The sequence below is a fragment of the Aureimonas sp. AU22 genome (assembly GCF_001463745.1).
Lineage (GTDB): Bacteria > Pseudomonadota > Alphaproteobacteria > Rhizobiales > Rhizobiaceae > Aureimonas.
In genome coordinates, this window is sequence record NZ_BBWJ01000017.1 from 83,590 (window position 1) to 102,258 (window position 18,669).

The window sequence follows — 18,669 nt, forward strand, 5'->3', positions numbered from 1 at the left end:
AGAGGGGACGCGTTCCGGAAGGGGCGCGTCCTTCGTGCATTCTGGCGACTGCGTTCCCGTGGGTACCGGGCTTCGTTGACATCGCAGGCATCTTCCCCGAAACCCGGACGCGATTTCGACCGATCTGGATGTCCGCCCATGGAGAAGACCTACGACGCCGCCGCGATCGAGCCACGCGTGGCCGATCGCTGGGAGGCTGCCGACGCGTTTCGCGCCGGTGCCGGAGCCAAGCCAGGCGCCGATCCGTTCTCCATCGTCATCCCGCCGCCCAACGTCACCGGCTCCCTGCATATCGGCCACGCGCTGAACAACACGCTGCAGGACATCCTCGTGCGGCATCGCCGGATGCTGGGGCAGAACGTCCTGTGGCAGCCGGGGCTCGACCATGCCGGCATCGCGACGCAGATGGTGGTGGAGCGGCAGCTCGCCGAGCGCGGGGAGCCCGGCCGACGCGCCATGGGGCGCGAAGCCTTCATCGAGCGAGTGTGGACGTGGAAGGGCGAATCGGGCGGAGCGATCCTTGGCCAGCTTCGCCGGCTCGGCGCGTCCTGCGACTGGTCCCGCGAGCGTTTCACCATGGACGAGGGCCTGTCGCGAGCGGTCCGGCGGGTGTTCGTGCATCTGCACCGCGAGGGGCTGATCTACCGCGACAAGCGGCTGGTGAACTGGGATCCGAAGCTCCTCACCGCGATTTCGGACATCGAGGTCGAGCAACGCGAGATCCGCGGCCACCTCTGGCATTTCCGCTACCCGGTGGAGGGGCGCGACTTCGATCCGGCCAACCCCGAGACCTTCATTACCGTTGCGACCACACGGCCGGAAACGATGCTCGGCGACTCGGGCGTGGCGGTCAACGGATCGGACGAGCGCTACGAAGGGCTGGTGGGCAAGAACGTCCGCCTGCCGCTGGTCGGCCGCGTCATCCCCGTAGTGGCCGACGACTATGCCGACCCGGAAGCGGGATCGGGCGCGGTGAAGATCACCCCCGCGCACGATTTCAACGATTTCGAGGTCGGTGAACGGCACGGGCTGGCGCGCATCTCCGTTCTGGCGCCGGACGCGACAATCTCGATTCGCGACAACGCCGAGTTCTTGGAGGGCCTGTTCCCGGCCGATGGCGAGCGCGCCGTGGCGATGTTCGAGGGCCTCGACCGTTTCGCCGCGCGCAAGCTCATCGTCGACTGGATGGACGGCGAGGGCTATCTCGCCAAGGTCGACGATCACGTCCACATGGTGCCGCATGGCGACCGCGGCGGCGTGCCGATCGAGCCGTTCCTGACCGACCAATGGTATGTCGACACCAAGACCCTGGCGCAGCCCGCGATTGCGAGCGTTCGCGAGGGACGTACCACCTTCGTGCCGCGCAACTGGGAGAAAACCTATTTCGACTGGATGGAGAACATCCAGCCCTGGTGCATTTCAAGACAGCTCTGGTGGGGACACCAGATCCCCGCCTGGTACGGGCCGGATGGCACCGTGTTCGTGGACGAGGACGAGGAGGCGGTCGCCGGTGCGGCGCTGGCCCACTACGTCACCAACGGCACGCTGACGGATGCGCAGGCGCGCGAGATGGCCGAGACCGGCACCGTCTTCGACGGCTTCCTGCGACGCGACGAGGACGTTCTCGACACCTGGTTCTCGTCGGCGCTCTGGCCGTTCTCGACGCTTGGCTGGCCCGACCAGACGCCGGAGCTGGCGACCTACTATCCGACCAGCGTCCTCGTCAGCGGCTTCGACATCATCTTCTTCTGGGTCGCCCGGATGATGATGATGGGCCTGCATTTCACCGGGCAGGAGCCGTTCGGCACCGTCTACATGCATGCTCTCGTTCGCGACAAGAACGGGGCGAAGATGTCGAAGTCCAAGGGCAACGTCGTCGACCCGCTCGACCTGATCGACGAGTTCGGGGCCGACGCGCTTCGGTTCACTCTGGCGATCTTGGCGGCGCAGGGGCGGGACGTGAAGCTCGATCCGCAGCGGATCAGCGGCTACCGGAACTTCGGCACGAAGCTTTGGAACGCGACGCGCTTCGCTGAGATGAATGGCGCCGAGCACAACGTCGTCGTCGACCCGGCAACGCTGACGCTGCCGCTGAACCGTTGGCTGATGAGCGAGTTGGCGACCGCGATCTCCGAGGTGGACGACGCGCTGGGCGCCTATCGCTTCAACGATGCGGCCGCGGCGATCTACCGCTTCACCTGGAACACGGTCTGCGATTGGTATCTGGAGCTCGCAAAGCCGGTCTTCCTGGGCGAGGACGAGGCGGCCAAGACCGAGACGCGACGGGTCACGGGTTTCGTGCTCGACCGGGTCTATGCCCTGCTGCATCCGTTCATGCCCTTCCTCACGGAAGAGCTGTGGGCGGCAACGGCGGGCGAGCGGCCACGCGATGGGCTGCTCTGCCACGGCGAGTGGCCGGTTCTCGTGTTCCACGACGAGGATGCTGCGAGCGACCTGAACTGGCTGGTGGGATTGGTCGGCGAGATCCGCTCGATCCGTTCCGAGATGAACGTGCCGCCCGGTGCCGAAGCTCCGCTCGTCGCCGTGGGCGCCGACGAACTCACGCGCGGGCGTCTCGTCCGGCACGACGCGGCGTTGCGGCGTCTTGCGCGTCTGTCGAGTATCGAAACCACTGATAGCGCGCCGCCCCAGTCGGTGCAGTTCGTGCTCGATACGCGGTCCTACGCCCTGCCGCTGGCCGGCATGATCGACATCGCAGCGGAGATCGCCCGCCTGTCGAAGGCGGCGGACAAGGCGAAGACCGAGGTCGAGCGCATCGACAAGAAGCTCGGGAACGAGAAGTTCGTGGCGAACGCGCCGGACGAGGTCGTGGCGCAGGAGCGGGAGAAGCGCGCAGCCTATCTCGCCGAAGCCGAGAAGCTGCAAGCCGCACTGACGATGCTGCGCTGATCGAAGCGAACCGCCACCGTTGCAGGAGCCTGTAGCGTTCCGGCAACGGTGGCGGACTTCTTCCGTTTACGGAAGAATTCCCGGCATACGCGCAATGCGGTGACCAGCGGTTATCCCTCCGGCGACATGCGCTTTGTCTCCGGTCATTATCAATAGCTTACGGCCCCAAACCTCCGATACCAGTTCAATAGCTGGTGGCGTCTAGCCGTCTTTCGCCAACCTTTCTCCTTGTTCTCGCCCGTATTCCCATTGCGGCAGCGGCATGACACGGTTCCGTCATGCGAGCGTGGGGTGGCGCTCGGAAGAAGACTGGTTCGGGGGAAAAGCATGAGCGGTTTCAAGGCGCGGCTGGCGCAGACGACATTTCTGGTTCTCCTGGGCGCGACGGCCGCGCAGGCAGGCGGTTTCCAGCGTGGCACGGCCGACACGGACGTGCTGTACGACGCGACTCCGTTCAGCACCCGGCTCGGGTTCACCTACGTCAATCCGGCGCGCGGCTTTGACCGCGTCAACGGCGTGTCGGGTGATTTCGGCGACTATACCGGCAACTACATGATCCCGAGCGCCGCGCTGAAGCTCGGCAACGATACGGTCGCCTGCGTCGGCAACTACGTCGAATCCTTCGCGGCGGAAGGCGACTACTCGTCGCTACCGGGCGGCGCGCAGCCCGCAGCTTTCCCCGGCGGTTCGCGCGTTCGCGACCTCGAGTTCGACTCCAACGAGATCAGCGCGACCTGCCGCGTCAGCTATGCGACGAACGGCATGCGCTTCAGCCTGCTCGGCGGTGTGTTCGGGGAAGACTTCAACTTCAACGGCACGAGCCTCGCCAACCGGAACCTCGGCGCGACGCTGCCGGGCAGCCTGCAGGCCGCTCTCGGCTCGGTGGGCGGACAGCTTCTCCTGCCGGTCGCCCTGACGGCGGACACCAGCGCCGACTTCACGGCCGGCTTCCGCATCGGCGCGGCGTTCGAGATCCCCGAGATCGCGCTGCGTGCCCAGGTGCTCTACCGCTCGGAGGTCGAGCACGACGACATCACCGGCAACGGTACGTTGGTCGCCAGCAACAACGCTTTCGTGCAGCTCGCCGATGGGCGCCAGCTGTCGATCCCGACCGCCGCGGCCTTTCTGGCCCAGCAGGGCATCACCGTGCCCCCATCGCTGATCGCGGCGCTGCCGACCGGCGGTACGGTGCTGGCGGGCAATCTGCCGGCCTTCCAGAACACGGCGACCAGCCCCCAGAGCCTCTACGTCAATGCTCAGACGGGCATTGCGGAAGGCACACTTCTGCTGGCCTCCTTCCGCTGGACGGACTGGAGCAGCAACCGCGAAGTCATCACGACGGTCGCGGGCAATTCCAGCACCAGCCCTTACTACTGGGACGACGGCTACACCGCGACCATCGGCATCGGCCGGGCCTTCAACGAGAATGTCTCGGGCAGCGTGTCGATCGGCTACGACAGCGGTGTCTCGACGGGCGCGGAAACCACCTACACCGACCTCTACACCCTGTCCGGCGGCCTCGCGCTGAAGAACAACGATTGGGCGGAACTGCGCGTCGGCGGCCTGATCGGCTACTGGACGGACGGCGAGCAGCGGCGCTCGGACGGCGCTCTCTTCGACGCCGACGTCGGCAACGACTGGGTCTACGCCGCGAACGTGTCACTGAAGCTTACGTTCTGACCGTCTTGCGTTCTTTGAACGGCGGCGTCGACCAGGGTTGGCGCCGCCGTTTGCGTTTCCGAGCGTTCGCGAACTGTGGAGCCACGGCAACACTATTGCAGGCAAGCATCGCCTATAAGCTGTGCGCAGGACGAATGCCGTGCTGCCGCCATAAAGGCGGACCACCCACGACTCCGAAGCACGGGGACGGAATTCACAGGGCATGATGGCGCAAGCTGTTTTTCCGAACCTCGATGCGGAGGGACGGATCATGAAGACGACACGGAATCAATACGGACTGTCGTGTTCGGGTGGACGTCCTGCGTCGGCCTCTCGATCCGCTCTTGGCTGCGATGCGACCCACGGCGATGTTGCGTCTTAACGCCTTCCGCGCGGCCGGTATCCTTTCAGTTCTGGTCGCTTGCGGCCCGGCGCTGGCGCTGGATCCGGCTGCGAACCCCGTTCTCAAGTCGCCGTCCAGTCCGCGCGACGTCTTCTCGATGGGATTTGCCGCCTACAAGCGGGGCGAGACCGCCGCCGCGATCGACGCGCTTCAGCATGCCGCCAAGCTCGGGCATGCCGGCGCGCGCTGGAAGCTCGGCCAGATGTACGCCGCCGGCGACGGGGTGACGGAAGACGATTTCGAAGCCTTCAAGATGTTCGAGCAGATCGTGCGCGATCAGGAGGACGACACGGCGTCGTCGCCCAATGCTCCCTATGTCGTCAGCGCAGTTCTGGCGCTGGCCGAATACGTGCGCGCCGGCATCTCGGGCACGCCGGTGAAGGCCGACGCCGTTCAGGCGCGTCAGCTTTACACGCACGCGGCGACCTATTTCGGCGACGCCCGCGCCCAGTTCGAGCTCGGTCGCATGCTGCTGGCAGGCGAGGGCGGACGCGCGAACCCGCGGCAGGCGGCTCGTTGGCTCAAGCTCTCTGCCCACAAGGGATATGCCAAGGCGGAAGCGCTGCTCGGCTACCTGATCTTCGACGGCGAGGCGATCTCCATGCGCGCCGAGCCGGCGCGGGGTCTTGCCATGCTTACCCGCGCCTACATGCAGGCCGCACCGCAGGACCGCGACTGGATCCGCCCCCTCCAGGAGGAAGCCTTCTCGCTTTCGTCCGAGGACGATCGCAAGACCGCGATCGCGTTTGCCGAAAGCACCGGCGGCCCTGCCAAGTAGGCAATCAGCGCAACGCTGCGGGGTCGATCTCGATCACCACCGGAACGTGGTCGGACGGCTTTTCCCAACCCCGGACATGCTTGTCGATCGCCACCGACCGCAATGCTCCCGCCGCCTCCGGCGAAAGCGCGACATGGTCGATGCGGATGCCGTTGTTCTTCTGCCAGGCGCCGGCCTGATAGTCCCAGAACGTATAGGTCTCGCTGCGATCCGTTGCCGCGCGCACCGCGTCGGTGAGCCCGAGGTTGAGGAGCCGGCGATAGGCTTCACGGCTCTCGGGCTGGTAGAGGGCGTCGTCGACCCAGGCCGCCGGGTTCTTCACGTCTTCCGGCTGGGGAATGACGTTGTAGTCGCCCGCCAGCACGAATGGCGTTTCTTCGGCGAGACGTAGCCGCGCATGGGCCTCGAGACGTTTCATCCAGGCCAGCTTGTAGGTGAACTTCTCGGTGCCGATCGGATTGCCGTTCGGCAGGTAGAGCGAGGCGAAGCGCAGGCGTTTGCCTTCGATGTCCCAGGTGCCCTCGATGAAGCGCGCCTGTTCGTCGGCATCGTCTCCGGGCAGGCCGCGTTCCACCGTCGTCGGCGCTTCCCGAGACAGGAGCGCGACGCCGTTGAAACCCTTCTGGCCGTGCGTTTGCACATGCCAGCCGCGCCATTCGAGTTCGACGCGGGGGAAGCCTTCATCGACGCTCTTGATCTCCTGCAGGCCCACGATGTCGGGTTTGCGCTCGTCCAACCACGCCAGGAGCGTGTCGAGCCGTGCTTTCACGCCGTTGATGTTCCAGGTGGCGAGCAGCATGGGTCGTGTCCGGGCCGTGAGAAGGTGGCTGAGGCCATGCCCTTCACGGCCCGGGTCTGTCAAATCGCGAACGACGTTCCGCAGCCGCAGGACGCGGTGGCGTTGGGATTGCGGATCTGGAACGACTGTCCCATCAGATCGTCGACGAAATCCACCACCGAGCCGTCGAGATAGGCCAGCGACGTCTGATCGACGAGAACGCGCGCGCCATCCTTCTCGATCACCAAGTCGTCGCTTTCGGTTTCGTGCGTGAGGTCGAACTTGTAGGAAAAGCCCGAGCATCCGCCGCCTTCGACGGAGATGCGCAGCGCATTGTCGGCTTCGCTCTTGGCAAGGATCGTCCTGATCCGCCGGGCCGCGGCCTCGGATACGGTGAGGGAAGTGGCGAGCATGTCGCTCATGGCTTCTCCGGAGCCGCTGTCCAGGGCGCCGGCCTCTTGTTGTTGGGGTCGTGTCCCTAAGGTATGGACGCGGAAGGGGAGGGTCAATCTGGCCGCCCGTCGCGTCTCATGAAAGATACGCAAGGCAGTGGGTCGCAATGTCGGACTGGACGACGCATCGCATCGGAACGGGGCACGACGGGCTCGCCGCCTATGCCGTGCATGCCGCGCAGTCGCAGGGGCGTCTGGTTCCCGAGCCCGAGAGCCGCACCCGCACGCCGTTTCAGCGCGACCGTGATCGCATCGTGCACTCCACCGCCTTTCGGCGGCTGAAGCACAAGACACAGGTCTTCGTGGCCTACGAGGGCGATCATTACCGGACACGCCTGACCCATACGATCGAGGTTTCGCAGATCGCACGGGCCTTTGCCCGCGCGCTGCGGCTAGACGAGGATCTGACGGAGGCGATTGCTCTCGTCCATGACTTCGGCCACACGCCGTTCGGCCATGCCGGCGAGCGGGCTCTCGATCGGCGACTGAAGGCGTTCGGCGGGTTCGACCACAACGCGCAGTCCCTGCGGATCGTCACGTCGCTGGAGCGCCGCTACGCGGAATTCGACGGGCTGAACCTCACCTTCGAGACGTTGGAAGGCCTGGTGAAGCACAACGGGCCGCTGACGGGGCCCCACGCCGTCTCCACCCACCCCGTGCCGCCGCAGATCGAGGTGTTCGACGCACGTTTCCCGCTGGCGCTCGACCGGTTCGCCAGCCTCGAGGCGCAGGCCGCCGCGATCTCCGACGACATCGCCTACAACACCCACGATCTCGACGACGGTCTGCGGGCGGGCCTGATCGCGCTGGAGGATCTCGAACAGCTGGATCTCGCCGGCGACATCCTTCGCGAGGTTCGTGCGCGGCATCCCGGCCTCGATCCGGTGCGCACCGGGCACGAGATCATGCGGCGGCACATCACGCGACTGGTTGAGGACGTCATCGCCTCGACGCTCGAGCGTCTTGCGGAAGACGGCATCGGCAGCGTCGAGGACGTGCGCATGGCCGCGCGGACGGTGGTGGACTTCTCGCCCCGCATGCGCAGCCAGGTGGCGCAGACGCGCGCGTTTCTCTTCAAACGCGTCTACCGCAACCCCGCTGTCTTCGGAACGATGGAGCGCGCCGAGCGCGTCGTCGAGCAGATGTTCGATCGCTTCGTCGAGCGACCGGACCTCCTTCCGGACGGTTGGGCGGAAAAGGCGGCCGAACTGCCGCCCGAGCGGCTGGTCCGCCACGTCGGCGACTACCTCTCGGGAATGACCGACAGTTTCGCGCTCGCGGAACATCGCCGTTTGTTTGACGATACGCCGGATTTGCGCTAGCGCCGCCGCTTGCAGGGCCCCCGGGGCCACCCATTCCAGCGCGCGCCGCATCGCCCCCACGTCGGGACACGCGCCAACTCGGATCCATCCATGAACATCTTCGCCGACTTCGAGCAGCGCATTCGGGAACGGGTCGAAGCGGTTCTGCAGGCTCGCGGAACGCCGGGCGCGGACCTGTCGCGCATCGGGGTCGAGCCGCCGCGCGACGCGTCGCACGGCGATCTGTCCACCAATGCCGCCATGGTGTTGGCAAAGCCTCTCGGCGCCAAGCCGCGCGAGTTGGCCGACGCGTTCGCCGAGGCCCTGCGCGAGGACGCGGATGTCGCGTCGGTCGAGGTGGCGGGGCCGGGCTTCATCAACCTGCGCCTGCGGAACGCCTTCTGGACGGACCACCTGCACGGGCTTCTCCGTCGCGGCCTCGACTATGGACGCGGCGAGGCGACCGGACACAAGGTCAACGTCGAATACGTCTCGGCGAACCCGACCGGCCCGCTGCACGTCGGCCATTGCCGCGGCGCGGTCGTGGGCGATGCGATCGCCAACGTGATGGCGTTCGCCGGCAACGCCGTGTCGAAGGAGTACTACATCAACGATGCGGGTGCGCAGATCGAGGTGCTCGCCCGCTCGACCTTCCTTCGCTACCGCGAGGCGCTCGGCGAGGCGATCGGGGAGATCCCGGCCGGGCTCTATCCCGGCGACTATCTGAAGACCGTTGGCGCTGCGCTGGCGATCCGCTACGGCCGCGAGTTCGAGGGCAAGGACGAGGCCGAGTGGCTGCCGACCGTCAAGGCCTATGCGATTTCGGCGATGATGATGTCGATCCGCGACGACCTGAAGGCGCTCGACATCGTGCAGGACGTGTTCTTCTCGGAGAAGACGCTGCACGAGGGCGATCCGAGCCGCATCACCCAAGCGGTCGAAGATCTGCGCGAGAAGGGCTTCGTCTACCAGGGCACCCTGCCGCCGCCCAAGGGCCAGCTGCCCGAGGACTGGGAGGACCGCGAACAGACGCTGCTGCGCTCCACCGACGTCGGCGACGACGTCGACCGGCCGCTGGTCAAGTCGGACGGCACCTACACCTACTTCGCCGCCGACGTCGCCTACTTCGCCGACAAGTTCGCACGCGGCTTCGACGAGATGGTCTATGTGCTGGGGGCCGACCACGGCGGCTACGTCAAGCGACTGGAGGCGGTGGCCAAGGCGGTGGCGGGCGAGGCCGCCCATGTCGACGTGGTGCTGTGCCAGTTGGTGAAGCTGTTCCGCAACGGCGAGCCGGTTCGCATGTCGAAGCGCGCTGGCGAGTTCGTGACGCTTGCCGACGTCGTGGCGGAGGTCGGGCGCGATCCCGTCCGCTTCATGATGCTGTTCCGCAAGAGCGACGCCCCGCTGGACTTCGACTTCCAGAAGGTGACGGAGCAGTCGAAGGACAACCCGGTCTTCTACGTGCAGTACGCACACGCCCGAGCCCGCTCGATCATGCGCCAGGCCGAAGGCGAGGGGATCGACACCTCGGCCGTCGGTACGCTGGACGCTGCGACCCTGGGTCTCCTGACGGACGAGGGCGAACTCGGCCTCATCCGCAAGCTCGCGGAGTACCCGCGACTGATCCAGGCCGCGTCGCAGGCGAAAGAGCCGCACCGCCTGGCCTTCTATCTATACGATCTCGCCTCGGCGTTCCACGGCCAGTACAATCGCGGCAAGGACCATCCGGAGTTACGGTTCGTTAAGGCTAACGATGCGAAAACTAGCCTTGCGCGCCTCGGGCTCGTGCAGGCTGTCGCCTTCGTGATCGCCTCCGGTCTGGGACTTGTCGGGGTTCACGCACCCGAAGAGATGCGCTGAACGGACCACGCTTTGAACAAGTTCGCGGCCTAGTGGCGAACCTCGTTCGACAGCACGGTCCAGGCGTGCGGATCGTCTTGCGGAGTAGGGTCAGGTCATGAAGGACGCGAAGGGTTTCGGCGGTCGCGGTGCGGGCGAGGGTGGCCGGTCTTCCGACGCGGCCCGTCATGTCGATCCGCCGATGACCAGCCCGCGCACCGCCGTTTCCGCCTATGGCGGGTTCGAGCCGGTCGAGGTCCAGTCGAACGAGTGGGAGAACTTCACCTACCAGCCGACGGGCGCAGCACCGCAGATCCACGTGTCGCCCGAGGGGCAAGCCGGCGCGCGCGCAGCCGCCCCGGGTTCGCTGCCGCGCGGCATCCGTGGCAGCGGCGATGCGGACCGGCAGATCGACGAGGCGCTTCTCGGCCTTAGCAGTCCAGCGCGCCCGCGCAACACCAATCCGGCGGAGACGCAGTCCTTCGCTCCGGCTCGCGATGCCGAGTTTCATCTCGAACCGCGCCAGCCGATCACGCTCGACGACTTCGACGAACTGATCACCAGCGAACTCGCGGCCATGCGGGGGACGCCCGCCCAGAGCGTCCAGCAGCACGACGACGACTACGCGCTCGACTACGAAGCGGAGACCGAGGCCGAGTACGAAGCCTACGACGACTATCCCGTAAAGAGCCGGTCGCGCGTTCGCAGCCTGATGATGATGGGCGGCGTGGCCGTGATCGCCATCGTGGCTGTCGCGGGCGCTTCGACCATCCTTCTGGGCGGCGGCGCAGGCGGCGTCGGCGACGACGGGTCGCTGCTGATCAAGGCCGATGCCGAGCCCTACAAGATCGCGCCGGTGGATCCCGGCGGCAAGACGATCCCCAATCAGAACAAGGCCGTCTACCAGAAGGTGGCCGGCGCCTCGTCGGCGACCACGCCGCCCAAGCAGGCCTCGCTCGAGACGGCAATGGAAGAGCCCATCGATATCGCCGAGGAAGAGGACGCGCCGGTTGATTCGCTGCCCGGGGTCGAGGTCGGCGACCAGATTCCGCTTCCCGGCGAGGAGCCCGTGCAGCATGCGGCAGCACCGAAGGACAGTTCCGACGGTACGCTGCAGCCCCGCAAGGTGCGGACGCTTTCGGTTCGTCCGGACGGCACGTTGGTGGCCAGTGAAGCTCCCGCGGAAGGCGCCTCCCTGCTCACCGCCGCGTCCTCGATGCAGGCCCACGCCGCGACGCTCGATCCTGTGGCCGGCATCGCGCCGCAGCTGCCGTTCGGCACCGACGAAGCCAACATGACCACGGCGTCGACGGAGGCTCCGGTTCCGGAAGAAGTCCCAGCGCCTGTCGCCGCGGCGCCCGAGCCGGCACCCCAGCCCGAGCCGCAGCAGCAGGTGGCCGCCGTGGAAGCTCCGGTTCCCGCCGATGCGTTCTTCGTCCAGATCGCCTCGCAGCCGTCGCAGGCCGCGGCCGAAGAATCGTTGTCGAACCTCGGCAAGCGCTATTCCGGCGTGATCGGTGGGCGCAATCTCGGCATCAAGTCGGCCGAAATTCCCGGCAAGGGCACGTTCTATCGGGTGCGTGTGGCGACCGGTTCCAAGAGCGAAGCGAGCTCGCTGTGCGAGAGCCTGAAGTCGGCCGGCGGAAGCTGCTTCGTGACGCGCTGACGCTCGCGGCCGCGGCGGCGCTCGTTCCCCTGGCGGGGGAGCGCCGCACCGCGAGCCCCACGCTCGGCCCCCCTCGGGAGCGGGATGCTTCCCTTATCGGCAGGAAGAATGCGATGAGCGGATCGAAGGCCTGGATCGCGGGCTGCATCGGCCAGCGGCTGAACGCGGACGAACGAGCGTTCTTCGCGGACGAGCGGCCCTGGGGCTTCATCCTCTTCGGACGTAATATCGGCGAGCCCTCGCAGGTTCGCGATCTCGTTGCCGAGCTGAAGGATGTGCGCGGCGGAGACGACGTGCCCATCCTGATCGACCAGGAGGGGGGACGGGTCCAGCGGCTGCGCCCGCCGTTCGCACCGCGCTTTCCGCCTGCGATCGAGGTGGGGCGCGTGTACCTCGCCGACGAGGCGGCCGGTCGCCGCGCCGCGTGGCTACAGGGGCGGCTCCTCGCGGACGATCTCCTGGCAGAATATGGCATCAACGCCAACTGCATCCCCTGCCTCGACCTGCCGGCACCCGGGTCGCACTCGATCATCGGCGACCGCGCCTACGGCGACCGGCCGGAGATCGTGGCGACGCTCGGTCGCGCCGCGGCGACGGGTCTTGCCGCCGGCGGCGTGCTTCCGGTGATGAAGCACATTCCCGGCCATGGCCGGGCGGAGACCGACAGCCATCACGAACTGCCGACCGTACGTGCCAGCCGCGCCGACCTCGAATCGCACGATTTCCTGCCCTTCGCCGAACTCGCCGACCTTCCCGCCGGCATGACGGCCCACATCCGTTTCGAGGCGCTCGATCCGGAAAGGCCCGCGACGCTCTCTCCGCGCGTGATATCGGAAATCATCCGGGGGACATTGCGCTTCGACGGGCTCCTGATGAGCGACGACATGTCGATGAAGGCGCTTCAGGGCGACATGGGCGATCTCACGCGGGCCGCCATCGCCGCGGGCTGCGACCTCGCCCTTCACTGCAACGGCGACATGATCGAGATGCGCGCCGTCGCGTCGGCCGTGCCGGAACTCGGCGGCGAAAGCTTCGCGCGGGCCGAGCATGCGCGCGCCATCATTCGCGGCGGCGTCATGGAGGTTGCGACGGACGCGATGCGCGCCGAGTTCTCCGAACTTCTTGCCGTCACGGCTTGAGCCGATGGACGCGAACGGATAGGCCCGGCGCCGGAGGGCACTCTGCCCCACCGGACGGACGGATGGCTGCGATGCGAATGGAGGAGGGTGCGGGGAACGAGGCGGAACGTTCGAGCCCCGCAAAGACGGGCGTCAGCTTCGCTGCGGACCTCGAATTTCGCTCGATCGGCTTTCGCGCCGGCGGACGCGCGATCCTGGCGGGCATCGATCTGAAGGTCGCGGCAGGCCAGATCCTGTGTCTGCTCGGGCCTTCAGGATCCGGAAAGACAAGCCTCCTGCGCATCGCTTCCGGGGTCGAGCGGCAGACCGAGGGCGAGGTCCTGATCGGTGGACAGACGATGGCGGGGCCGGGAGGCTTTGTGCCGCCGGAAGCGCGTGGTGTCGGGCTGATGTTCCAGGACTTCGCTCTCTTCCCCAACATGACGCTGATCGACAATGTCCGTTACGGCCTGCGGACTCTGCCGAAAGCCGCGCAGCGCGAGATCGCGCTGGCCGCGCTCCGCCGCGTCGGCCTGGGAAGGCTCGCCGACAGCTATCCCCACACCTTGTCCGGTGGCGAGCAGCAGCGCGTCGCCATGGTGCGGGCTCTGGTGCCGCGACCGCAAGTTCTTTTGATGGACGAGCCGTTCTCGGGCCTCGACAGCCGGTTGCGCGACGAGATGCGGTCGGAGACCCTCGCGATCCTGCGCGAGACCCGGGCAACGGCCGTGGTCGTCACGCACGACGCGGAAGAGGCCATGCGGCTCGGCGATCGCATCGCGCTTCTGCGCGACGGACGCCTCGTCCAGAGCGGTACCAGCCGTGAACTCTACCGTGATCCGGCAGACCTCTTCACGGCGTCGTTCTTCTCGGAAATCAATACCTTGCCCGGCATCGTGAAAGCGGGAAGGGTGATGGGGCCGATCGGGTTCGTCGCAGACTCGCCACGATCGGATGGCACACCGGTCACCGTCGGACTTCGCCTGGAAGGGGTGCGCGTTTCGTCCACCGAAGGGGCGGTTCAGGCACGCGTTCTTTCGCGGCAGTTCGTCGGCAGGTCGGACCTCCTGTCCCTCGCGGTCGATGGTGTCGAGCGTCCGATCCGGGCACGGATCCGGCCGGGCGACCTTCCCGACGGTGTGCATGAGGTCTTCGTATCCGTTGATCCGCAAGAAGCTTTCGTGTTTGAAGACTCCAGCGGATCGGCTTGAACCGGATCTCGGGCGCGCCGCGCTCACAGGAGACTAGTATGGGTAGCTTCAGCATCTGGCACTGGCTCATCGTTCTGGCGGTGGTGCTGCTCCTTTTCGGCCGCGGCAAGATCCCGGAACTGATGGGCGACGTCGCGAAGGGCATCAAGAATTTCAAGAAGGGCATGGCGGACGAGGACACGCAGACCGTCCAGGAACGCCGCACGCTCGAGAATCGCGACGGCGAGCCGCTGTCGACCGAGACGCCCGTCGAGAAGTCGCGGATCTGAGGCGGTCGGCGGCACTTTCGTGCCGCTGCGCCTGATTCGACACTGCCATGTTCGACATCGGTGGACTTGAACTCCTCGTCATCGCGATCGTGCTGATCGTGGTCGTCGGCCCGAAGGATCTGCCAAAGATGCTTCGGACGTTCGGCCGCGTTACGTCTCAGATGCGGCGCATGGCGGGCGACTTCCGCAAGCAATTCGACGAGGCGCTGCAGGAAGCCGAACTCGACGAACTGCGCAAGACGGCCGGCGATCTGCGCTCGCTCGATCCGCGCGAGAGCATCGCCAAGAACCTCAACCCCATCCGTGCCGTCGGCGACGAGATCCGCTCGTCCCTGCGCGCGGCGACCGCCGCCCCCGCGCCGCGTGTGCCGGAAGCCGGGGAGCCCGCCACGCCGGCCGAGCCGCCCGTGGTGATGTCGTCGAACCCGGCGGGTGCTGCGTCGACGGCCGCCGCGCACGTGGATATCGCGCCTGTGGCCGCTGCCGTTGCTGAGCCGGCCGCGGCAACAACCAGACCCGAGGCGCCGGTGCGCGCTGGAGACACGACGTGAAGCGTTCGGAAGCAGACATCGAAGCCTCTTCCGCGCCGCTGATCGAGCACCTCATCGAGCTGCGCCGTCGCCTGATCTGGGCGATCGCCGGGTTCTTCGGCATGTTCCTGATCTGCTTCTTCTTCGCCAAGCAGATCTTCAACATCCTGATCGTGCCCTACCAGATCGCGAGCGCCTGGGCCGGCCTGGACCCCGCGGCCGTGCAGCTGATCTACACGGCACCGCAGGAGTTCTTCTTCACGCAGGTGAAGGTCGCGGCCTTCGGCGGCTTCTTTCTCGCCTTCCCCGTGATCGCGATCCAGATCTACAAGTTCGTCGCTCCCGGCCTCTACAGGGACGAACGGTCGGCGTTCATTCCGTTCCTGGTCGCGACACCTCTCCTGTTCCTGCTCGGCGCGCTGCTTGTCTACTTCTTCTTCACTCCGATGGTGATGTGGTTCTTCCTCTCCATGCAGCAGTCGGGCGACGGGGAACACGCCGCGATCTCGCTCCTGCCGCGTGTGTCGGAGTACCTGTCCCTGATCATGACGCTGATCGTGGCCTTCGGCCTCGTGTTTCAGTTGCCCGTCGTCTGCTCGCTTCTGGTGCGCGCCGGCATGGTCACGGCCGCGGGGCTGGCGGACAAGCGCAAGTGGGCGATCGTCCTGTCCTTCATCGTCGCCGCCGTGCTGACGCCTCCCGATCCGCTGTCCCAGATCGGCCTTGCGATCCCGGCGATCATTCTCTACGAGGTCTCGATCATCACGGCACGGTTGATCGAAAAGAAGCGAGCCGAGCGCCTGGCGGAAGCGGAAGCGCCCACGGAGTGATCCTCCGGCTCCGGTCCGCCTCAGCGCGGACTGGAGAGACATGCTCGACCTCAAATGGATCCGCGAAAACCCGCAACTCCTCGACGAGGCGCTTGAGCGTCGCGGCGCAGCGACGGCCTCGCCCGAGGTCCGCCGGCTGGACGAGGCGCGGCGCGAGCATCTGAAGATCCTGCAGGACTGGCAGAGCCGCCGAAACGAAGCGTCCAAGGAAATTGGCAAGGCCAAGGCCTCCGGAGATGCCGCGCGAGCCGATGCCGTCATGGCCGAGGTTGCGGACCTGAAAGCCAAGATCCAGGAGGGCGAGCGCGAGGAGCGTCGGTTCGACGAGGAACTGAGCGGCTTTCTGGCGACGCTTCCGAACGTTCCGTTGCCCGACGTGCCGCGCGGGGCCGACGAGAAGGGCAACGTCGAGGTGCGCCGCTCCGGCGAGAAGCCCGCCTTTGCCTTCCAGCCGAAAGAACATTTCGAACTCGGCGAGGCGCTCGGCCAGATGGACTTCGACGCGGCCGCGCGCATGTCCGGCTCGCGTTTCACGGTTCTCCGCGGCAAGCTCGCCCGGCTGGAGCGCGCGCTCGGACAGTTCATGCTCGACGTCCACACCGGCGAGTTCGGCTACGAGGAAGTTTCCCCGCCGCTCCTCGTGCGCGACGACGCCCTGTTCGGCACCGGCCAGCTCCCGAAGTTCGCCGAGGATCTGTTCCGTACCACCGACGGCCGCTGGATGATCCCGACGGCCGAGGTGTCGCTGACCAACCTGGTGCGCGAGCAGATCGTCGACGAGGCGAAGCTTCCGCTGCGCTTCACCGCGCTGACCCCTTCGTTCCGCTCCGAGGCGGGTTCGGCCGGTCGCGATACGCGCGGCATGCTGCGCCAGCACCAGTTCTACAAGGCCGAGCTCGTCTCGGTCACGACGCCGGAGACGTCGCTCGCCGAACATGAGCGGATGACGCGTGCGGCTGAGACGGTGTTGGAGCGGCTCGGCCTTCATTTCCGCACGGTGGTGCTCTGCACCGGCGACATGGGCTTCTCGTCGCAGAAGACCTACGACATCGAGGTCTGGCTTCCCGGGCAGGACGCGTTCCGCGAGATCTCCAGCTGTTCGGTCTGCGGCGACTTCCAGGCGCGGCGCATGAACGCGCGCTTCCGCCCCTCCGGCGAGAAGGTCGCGCCGCGTTTCGTCCATACGCTGAATGGGTCGGGCACCGCCGTCGGCCGCGCGCTGATCGCGGTGATGGAGAACTATCAGACGGAAACCGGCGAGATCCGCGTCCCCGAGGCGCTGCGGCCCTACATGGGCGGGCTCGAGATCATCGGCCGGGAGTGACCAGATGCGTATCCTGCTGACCAACGACGACGGCATCCATGCGCCCGGCCTGAAGACGCTGGAGGCGATTGCCCGTCAGCTGTCCGACGATGTCTGGACCGTCGCGCCCGAGACGGATCAGAGCGGCCTGTCGCATTCGCTGACCCTGTCGTCGCCGTTGCGGGTGCGGCAAGAAGGGGACAAGCGCTTCGCCGTGACCGGCACGCCGACCGACTGCGTGATCATGGCTGCCAAGCACCTGATGCCGGACGAGCCCGATCTCGTCCTTTCGGGCGTCAACGCCGGGCAGAACGTCTGCGACGACGTCAGCTATTCCGGCACGGTGGCGGGCGCGATCGAGGGAATGATGCTGGGCTATCGCTCGATCGCCCTCAGCCAGTCGTTCCGGTCGGATGGCTCGCGCGAACTCCAGTGGTCGACCGCCGAGCGTCACGGCGCCGCTGTCATTCGCAAGCTGCTGGCCGTCTCGGCACCGGAAGGCACGCTCTTCAACGTCAACTTCCCCGCCGTCGAGCCCGACGCTGTGAAGGGAACAAAGGTCACCCGGCAGGGCAAGCTCGACTATGCGCTCGGCATCGAGGAGCGTCAGGACGGACGAGGGCTGCCGTACTTCTGGTTGAAGTTCGGCCGGCAGTCTGGTCCCGAGATGGACGGTTCGGACCTTGCGGCACTGCGCGAGGGTTTCATCTCCGTCACGCCCCTGCAGCTCGACCTCACGCACCATGCGCTGCGCGAGGAGATGCGTTCCGTCTTCGCGGAAGGCTGACGTCGTGACGGACACGGCCGGCGACAGGGAAGGGCTTGCGGCGCTCTTGATGCGCGTTCGCTCGGAGGACTTCGTGGCCGGCCGGCTCATGGAGGCCGTCGAAGCGATACCGCGGCGTGTCTTCGTACCGGAGGGAACGGCGGACCCCTATGGGGAGCACAGCTTCCCGCTGCCGTGCGGCCAGACCATGCCGAGCGCGCGCACCGCCGTGCGTCTCGCCGCAGCGCTGCGCATCCAGCCCGAGCACCGGGTTCTCGAGATCGGAACCGGCAGCGGCTACGTGACGGCGCTCCTGGCGCGGCTTGCGGTGCAGGTCGTGACGCTGGAGCGGTACCGGACCCTTTCCACCGCGGCGGGCGAGCGCCTGCGGCTGTGCTCGCTCAGCAACGTGACCGTCGTCCAGGAAGACGGTCGGACCGGCTATGGGGAAGGCGCACCCTACGATCGGATCGTGGTGCACGGCTCGTTCGAGGAACTGCCGAGAAGCTTCGTCGAGCAGATGGCGTCCGGCGCGATGCTCGTGGCGGCGATCGGACCAGGGGACGGCCCGCAGCAGATGGTGCGGCATCACAAGCAGGGCAGCCGCTTCGAACTGACACCTCTCTTCCCAGCCCGGCTCCAACCCCTCGAAGTCGGAAAGGCCTCCATCCTGTAAAGGAATGCCTCGATTTTCCCGTCTCGCTTAACCGCCGAGTAACATTAACGCGGTCTAATGCGACAAGGTTGGCGAAGGCATGGGGACTGAAATGCGCACGCAAGTTATGCGGCTCTTCCGGCAGAGGCTCGTTCGGTCTGCCGCACTCGTTTCGGTGGTCTCGATAACGGCAGGCTG

General features: G+C 66.7%; 16 protein-coding genes. 14 read left to right on the plus strand and 2 right to left on the minus strand.

The annotated features are described in order from the left end of the window. The first annotated feature begins 138 nt into the window (after positions 1-138). The 3 genes from AUL34_RS06970 (at position 139) to AUL34_RS06980 (ending at position 5,750) form a co-directional block, all read left to right on the plus strand. Positions 139-2,910, plus strand: a complete 2,772-nt coding sequence (locus AUL34_RS06970; RefSeq protein ID WP_061932587.1) for a valine--tRNA ligase — start codon at positions 139-141, stop codon at positions 2,908-2,910. A 327-nt stretch (positions 2,911-3,237) separates the two neighbouring features. Then, positions 3,238-4,590 (plus strand): long-chain fatty acid transporter, encoded by a 1,353-nt coding sequence (locus AUL34_RS06975; RefSeq protein ID WP_061932588.1) that lies wholly within the window; start codon positions 3,238-3,240, stop codon positions 4,588-4,590. Between the two features lie 347 nt (positions 4,591-4,937). After that, positions 4,938-5,750 (plus strand): tetratricopeptide repeat protein, encoded by an 813-nt coding sequence (locus AUL34_RS06980; RefSeq protein ID WP_061932589.1) that lies wholly within the window; start codon positions 4,938-4,940, stop codon positions 5,748-5,750. Between the two features lie 4 nt (positions 5,751-5,754). Here the strand turns inward: AUL34_RS06980 and xth are convergent, their stop codons facing one another. After that, complete coding sequence (gene xth / locus AUL34_RS06985) at positions 5,755-6,549, minus strand: exodeoxyribonuclease III (RefSeq protein WP_061932591.1); 795 nt, start codon at positions 6,547-6,549, stop codon at positions 5,755-5,757. Between the two features lie 59 nt (positions 6,550-6,608). Next, complete coding sequence (gene erpA, locus AUL34_RS06990) at positions 6,609-6,950, minus strand: iron-sulfur cluster insertion protein ErpA (RefSeq protein ID WP_061932593.1); 342 nt, start codon at positions 6,948-6,950, stop codon at positions 6,609-6,611. Between the two features lie 137 nt (positions 6,951-7,087). Here erpA and AUL34_RS06995 point away from each other — a divergent pair, with 137 nt between their 5' ends. The 11 genes from AUL34_RS06995 to AUL34_RS07045 all read left to right on the plus strand — a co-directional run bounded on the left by AUL34_RS06995 (position 7,088) and on the right by AUL34_RS07045 (position 18,492). Next, positions 7,088-8,302, plus strand: coding sequence for a deoxyguanosinetriphosphate triphosphohydrolase (locus AUL34_RS06995; protein WP_061932595.1), 1,215 nt, complete (start codon positions 7,088-7,090; stop codon positions 8,300-8,302). Between the two features lie 90 nt (positions 8,303-8,392). Continuing rightward, entirely contained in the window at positions 8,393-10,144 is a 1,752-nt protein-coding gene (gene argS / locus AUL34_RS07000) for an arginine--tRNA ligase (RefSeq protein ID WP_061932597.1), read from the plus strand. A 97-nt stretch (positions 10,145-10,241) separates the two neighbouring features. Further along, positions 10,242-11,789: an SPOR domain-containing protein gene (locus AUL34_RS07005; RefSeq protein ID WP_061932599.1), complete on the plus strand. Its 1,548-nt coding sequence runs from the start codon at positions 10,242-10,244 to the stop codon at positions 11,787-11,789. Positions 11,790-11,902: 113 nt separating this feature from the next. After that, on the plus strand, positions 11,903-12,928 hold the full coding sequence (nagZ, locus tag AUL34_RS07010) for a beta-N-acetylhexosaminidase (protein ID WP_061932601.1): 1,026 nt from the start codon (positions 11,903-11,905) through the stop codon (positions 12,926-12,928). Positions 12,929-12,999: 71 nt separating this feature from the next. Beyond that, on the plus strand, positions 13,000-14,118 hold the full coding sequence (locus tag AUL34_RS07015) for an ABC transporter ATP-binding protein (RefSeq protein ID WP_244492476.1): 1,119 nt from the start codon (positions 13,000-13,002) through the stop codon (positions 14,116-14,118). A gap of 38 nt (positions 14,119-14,156) precedes the next feature. Then, positions 14,157-14,387, plus strand: coding sequence for a twin-arginine translocase TatA/TatE family subunit (locus AUL34_RS07020; RefSeq protein ID WP_061932605.1), 231 nt, complete (start codon positions 14,157-14,159; stop codon positions 14,385-14,387). 89 nt (positions 14,388-14,476) lie between these two features. Further along, positions 14,477-14,938, plus strand: coding sequence for a Sec-independent protein translocase protein TatB (gene tatB / locus AUL34_RS23075; protein WP_370539030.1), 462 nt, complete (start codon positions 14,477-14,479; stop codon positions 14,936-14,938). Next, positions 14,935-15,747 carry a twin-arginine translocase subunit TatC gene (gene tatC / locus AUL34_RS07030; RefSeq protein ID WP_061932607.1) on the plus strand — a complete coding sequence of 271 codons (813 nt, stop codon included), beginning with the start codon at positions 14,935-14,937 and terminating at the stop codon, positions 15,745-15,747. Before tatB ends, tatC begins: the two co-directional genes overlap by 4 nt. 40 nt (positions 15,748-15,787) lie before the next feature. After that, positions 15,788-17,071 carry a serine--tRNA ligase gene (gene serS, locus AUL34_RS07035; protein ID WP_061932609.1) on the plus strand — a complete coding sequence of 428 codons (1,284 nt, stop codon included), beginning with the start codon at positions 15,788-15,790 and terminating at the stop codon, positions 17,069-17,071. A gap of 4 nt (positions 17,072-17,075) precedes the next feature. Further along, the gene (gene surE / locus AUL34_RS07040; protein WP_061932611.1) at positions 17,076-17,837 is read left to right on the plus strand and encodes a 5'/3'-nucleotidase SurE; all 762 of its coding nucleotides are present in this window, start codon (positions 17,076-17,078) and stop codon (positions 17,835-17,837) included. Positions 17,838-17,841: 4 nt separating this feature from the next. Next, positions 17,842-18,492: an rRNA adenine N-6-methyltransferase family protein gene (locus AUL34_RS07045; protein WP_061932613.1), complete on the plus strand. Its 651-nt coding sequence runs from the start codon at positions 17,842-17,844 to the stop codon at positions 18,490-18,492. Positions 18,493-18,669: the final 177 nt, after the last annotated feature.

Bases quoted from the DNA above. Each gene is read 5' to 3' on its own strand.
- AUL34_RS07005 (WP_061932599.1), top strand. From the start codon at position 10,242: ATGAAGGACGCGAAGGGTTTCGGCGGTCGCGGTGCGGGCGAGGGTGGC.
- erpA (WP_061932593.1), bottom strand. From the start codon at position 6,950: ATGAGCGACATGCTCGCCACTTCCCTCACCGTATCCGAGGCCGCGGCC.
- AUL34_RS06980 (WP_061932589.1), top strand. From the start codon at position 4,938: ATGTTGCGTCTTAACGCCTTCCGCGCGGCCGGTATCCTTTCAGTTCTG.
- AUL34_RS07015 (WP_244492476.1), top strand. From the start codon at position 13,000: ATGCGAATGGAGGAGGGTGCGGGGAACGAGGCGGAACGTTCGAGCCCC.
- argS (WP_061932597.1), top strand. From the start codon at position 8,393: ATGAACATCTTCGCCGACTTCGAGCAGCGCATTCGGGAACGGGTCGAA.
- xth (WP_061932591.1), bottom strand. From the start codon at position 6,549: ATGCTGCTCGCCACCTGGAACATCAACGGCGTGAAAGCACGGCTCGAC.
- AUL34_RS06995 (WP_061932595.1), top strand. From the start codon at position 7,088: ATGTCGGACTGGACGACGCATCGCATCGGAACGGGGCACGACGGGCTC.
- nagZ (WP_061932601.1), top strand. From the start codon at position 11,903: ATGAGCGGATCGAAGGCCTGGATCGCGGGCTGCATCGGCCAGCGGCTG.
- surE (WP_061932611.1), top strand. From the start codon at position 17,076: ATGCGTATCCTGCTGACCAACGACGACGGCATCCATGCGCCCGGCCTG.
- AUL34_RS07020 (WP_061932605.1), top strand. From the start codon at position 14,157: ATGGGTAGCTTCAGCATCTGGCACTGGCTCATCGTTCTGGCGGTGGTG.
- AUL34_RS06975 (WP_061932588.1), top strand. From the start codon at position 3,238: ATGAGCGGTTTCAAGGCGCGGCTGGCGCAGACGACATTTCTGGTTCTC.
- AUL34_RS06970 (WP_061932587.1), top strand. From the start codon at position 139: ATGGAGAAGACCTACGACGCCGCCGCGATCGAGCCACGCGTGGCCGAT.
- serS (WP_061932609.1), top strand. From the start codon at position 15,788: ATGCTCGACCTCAAATGGATCCGCGAAAACCCGCAACTCCTCGACGAG.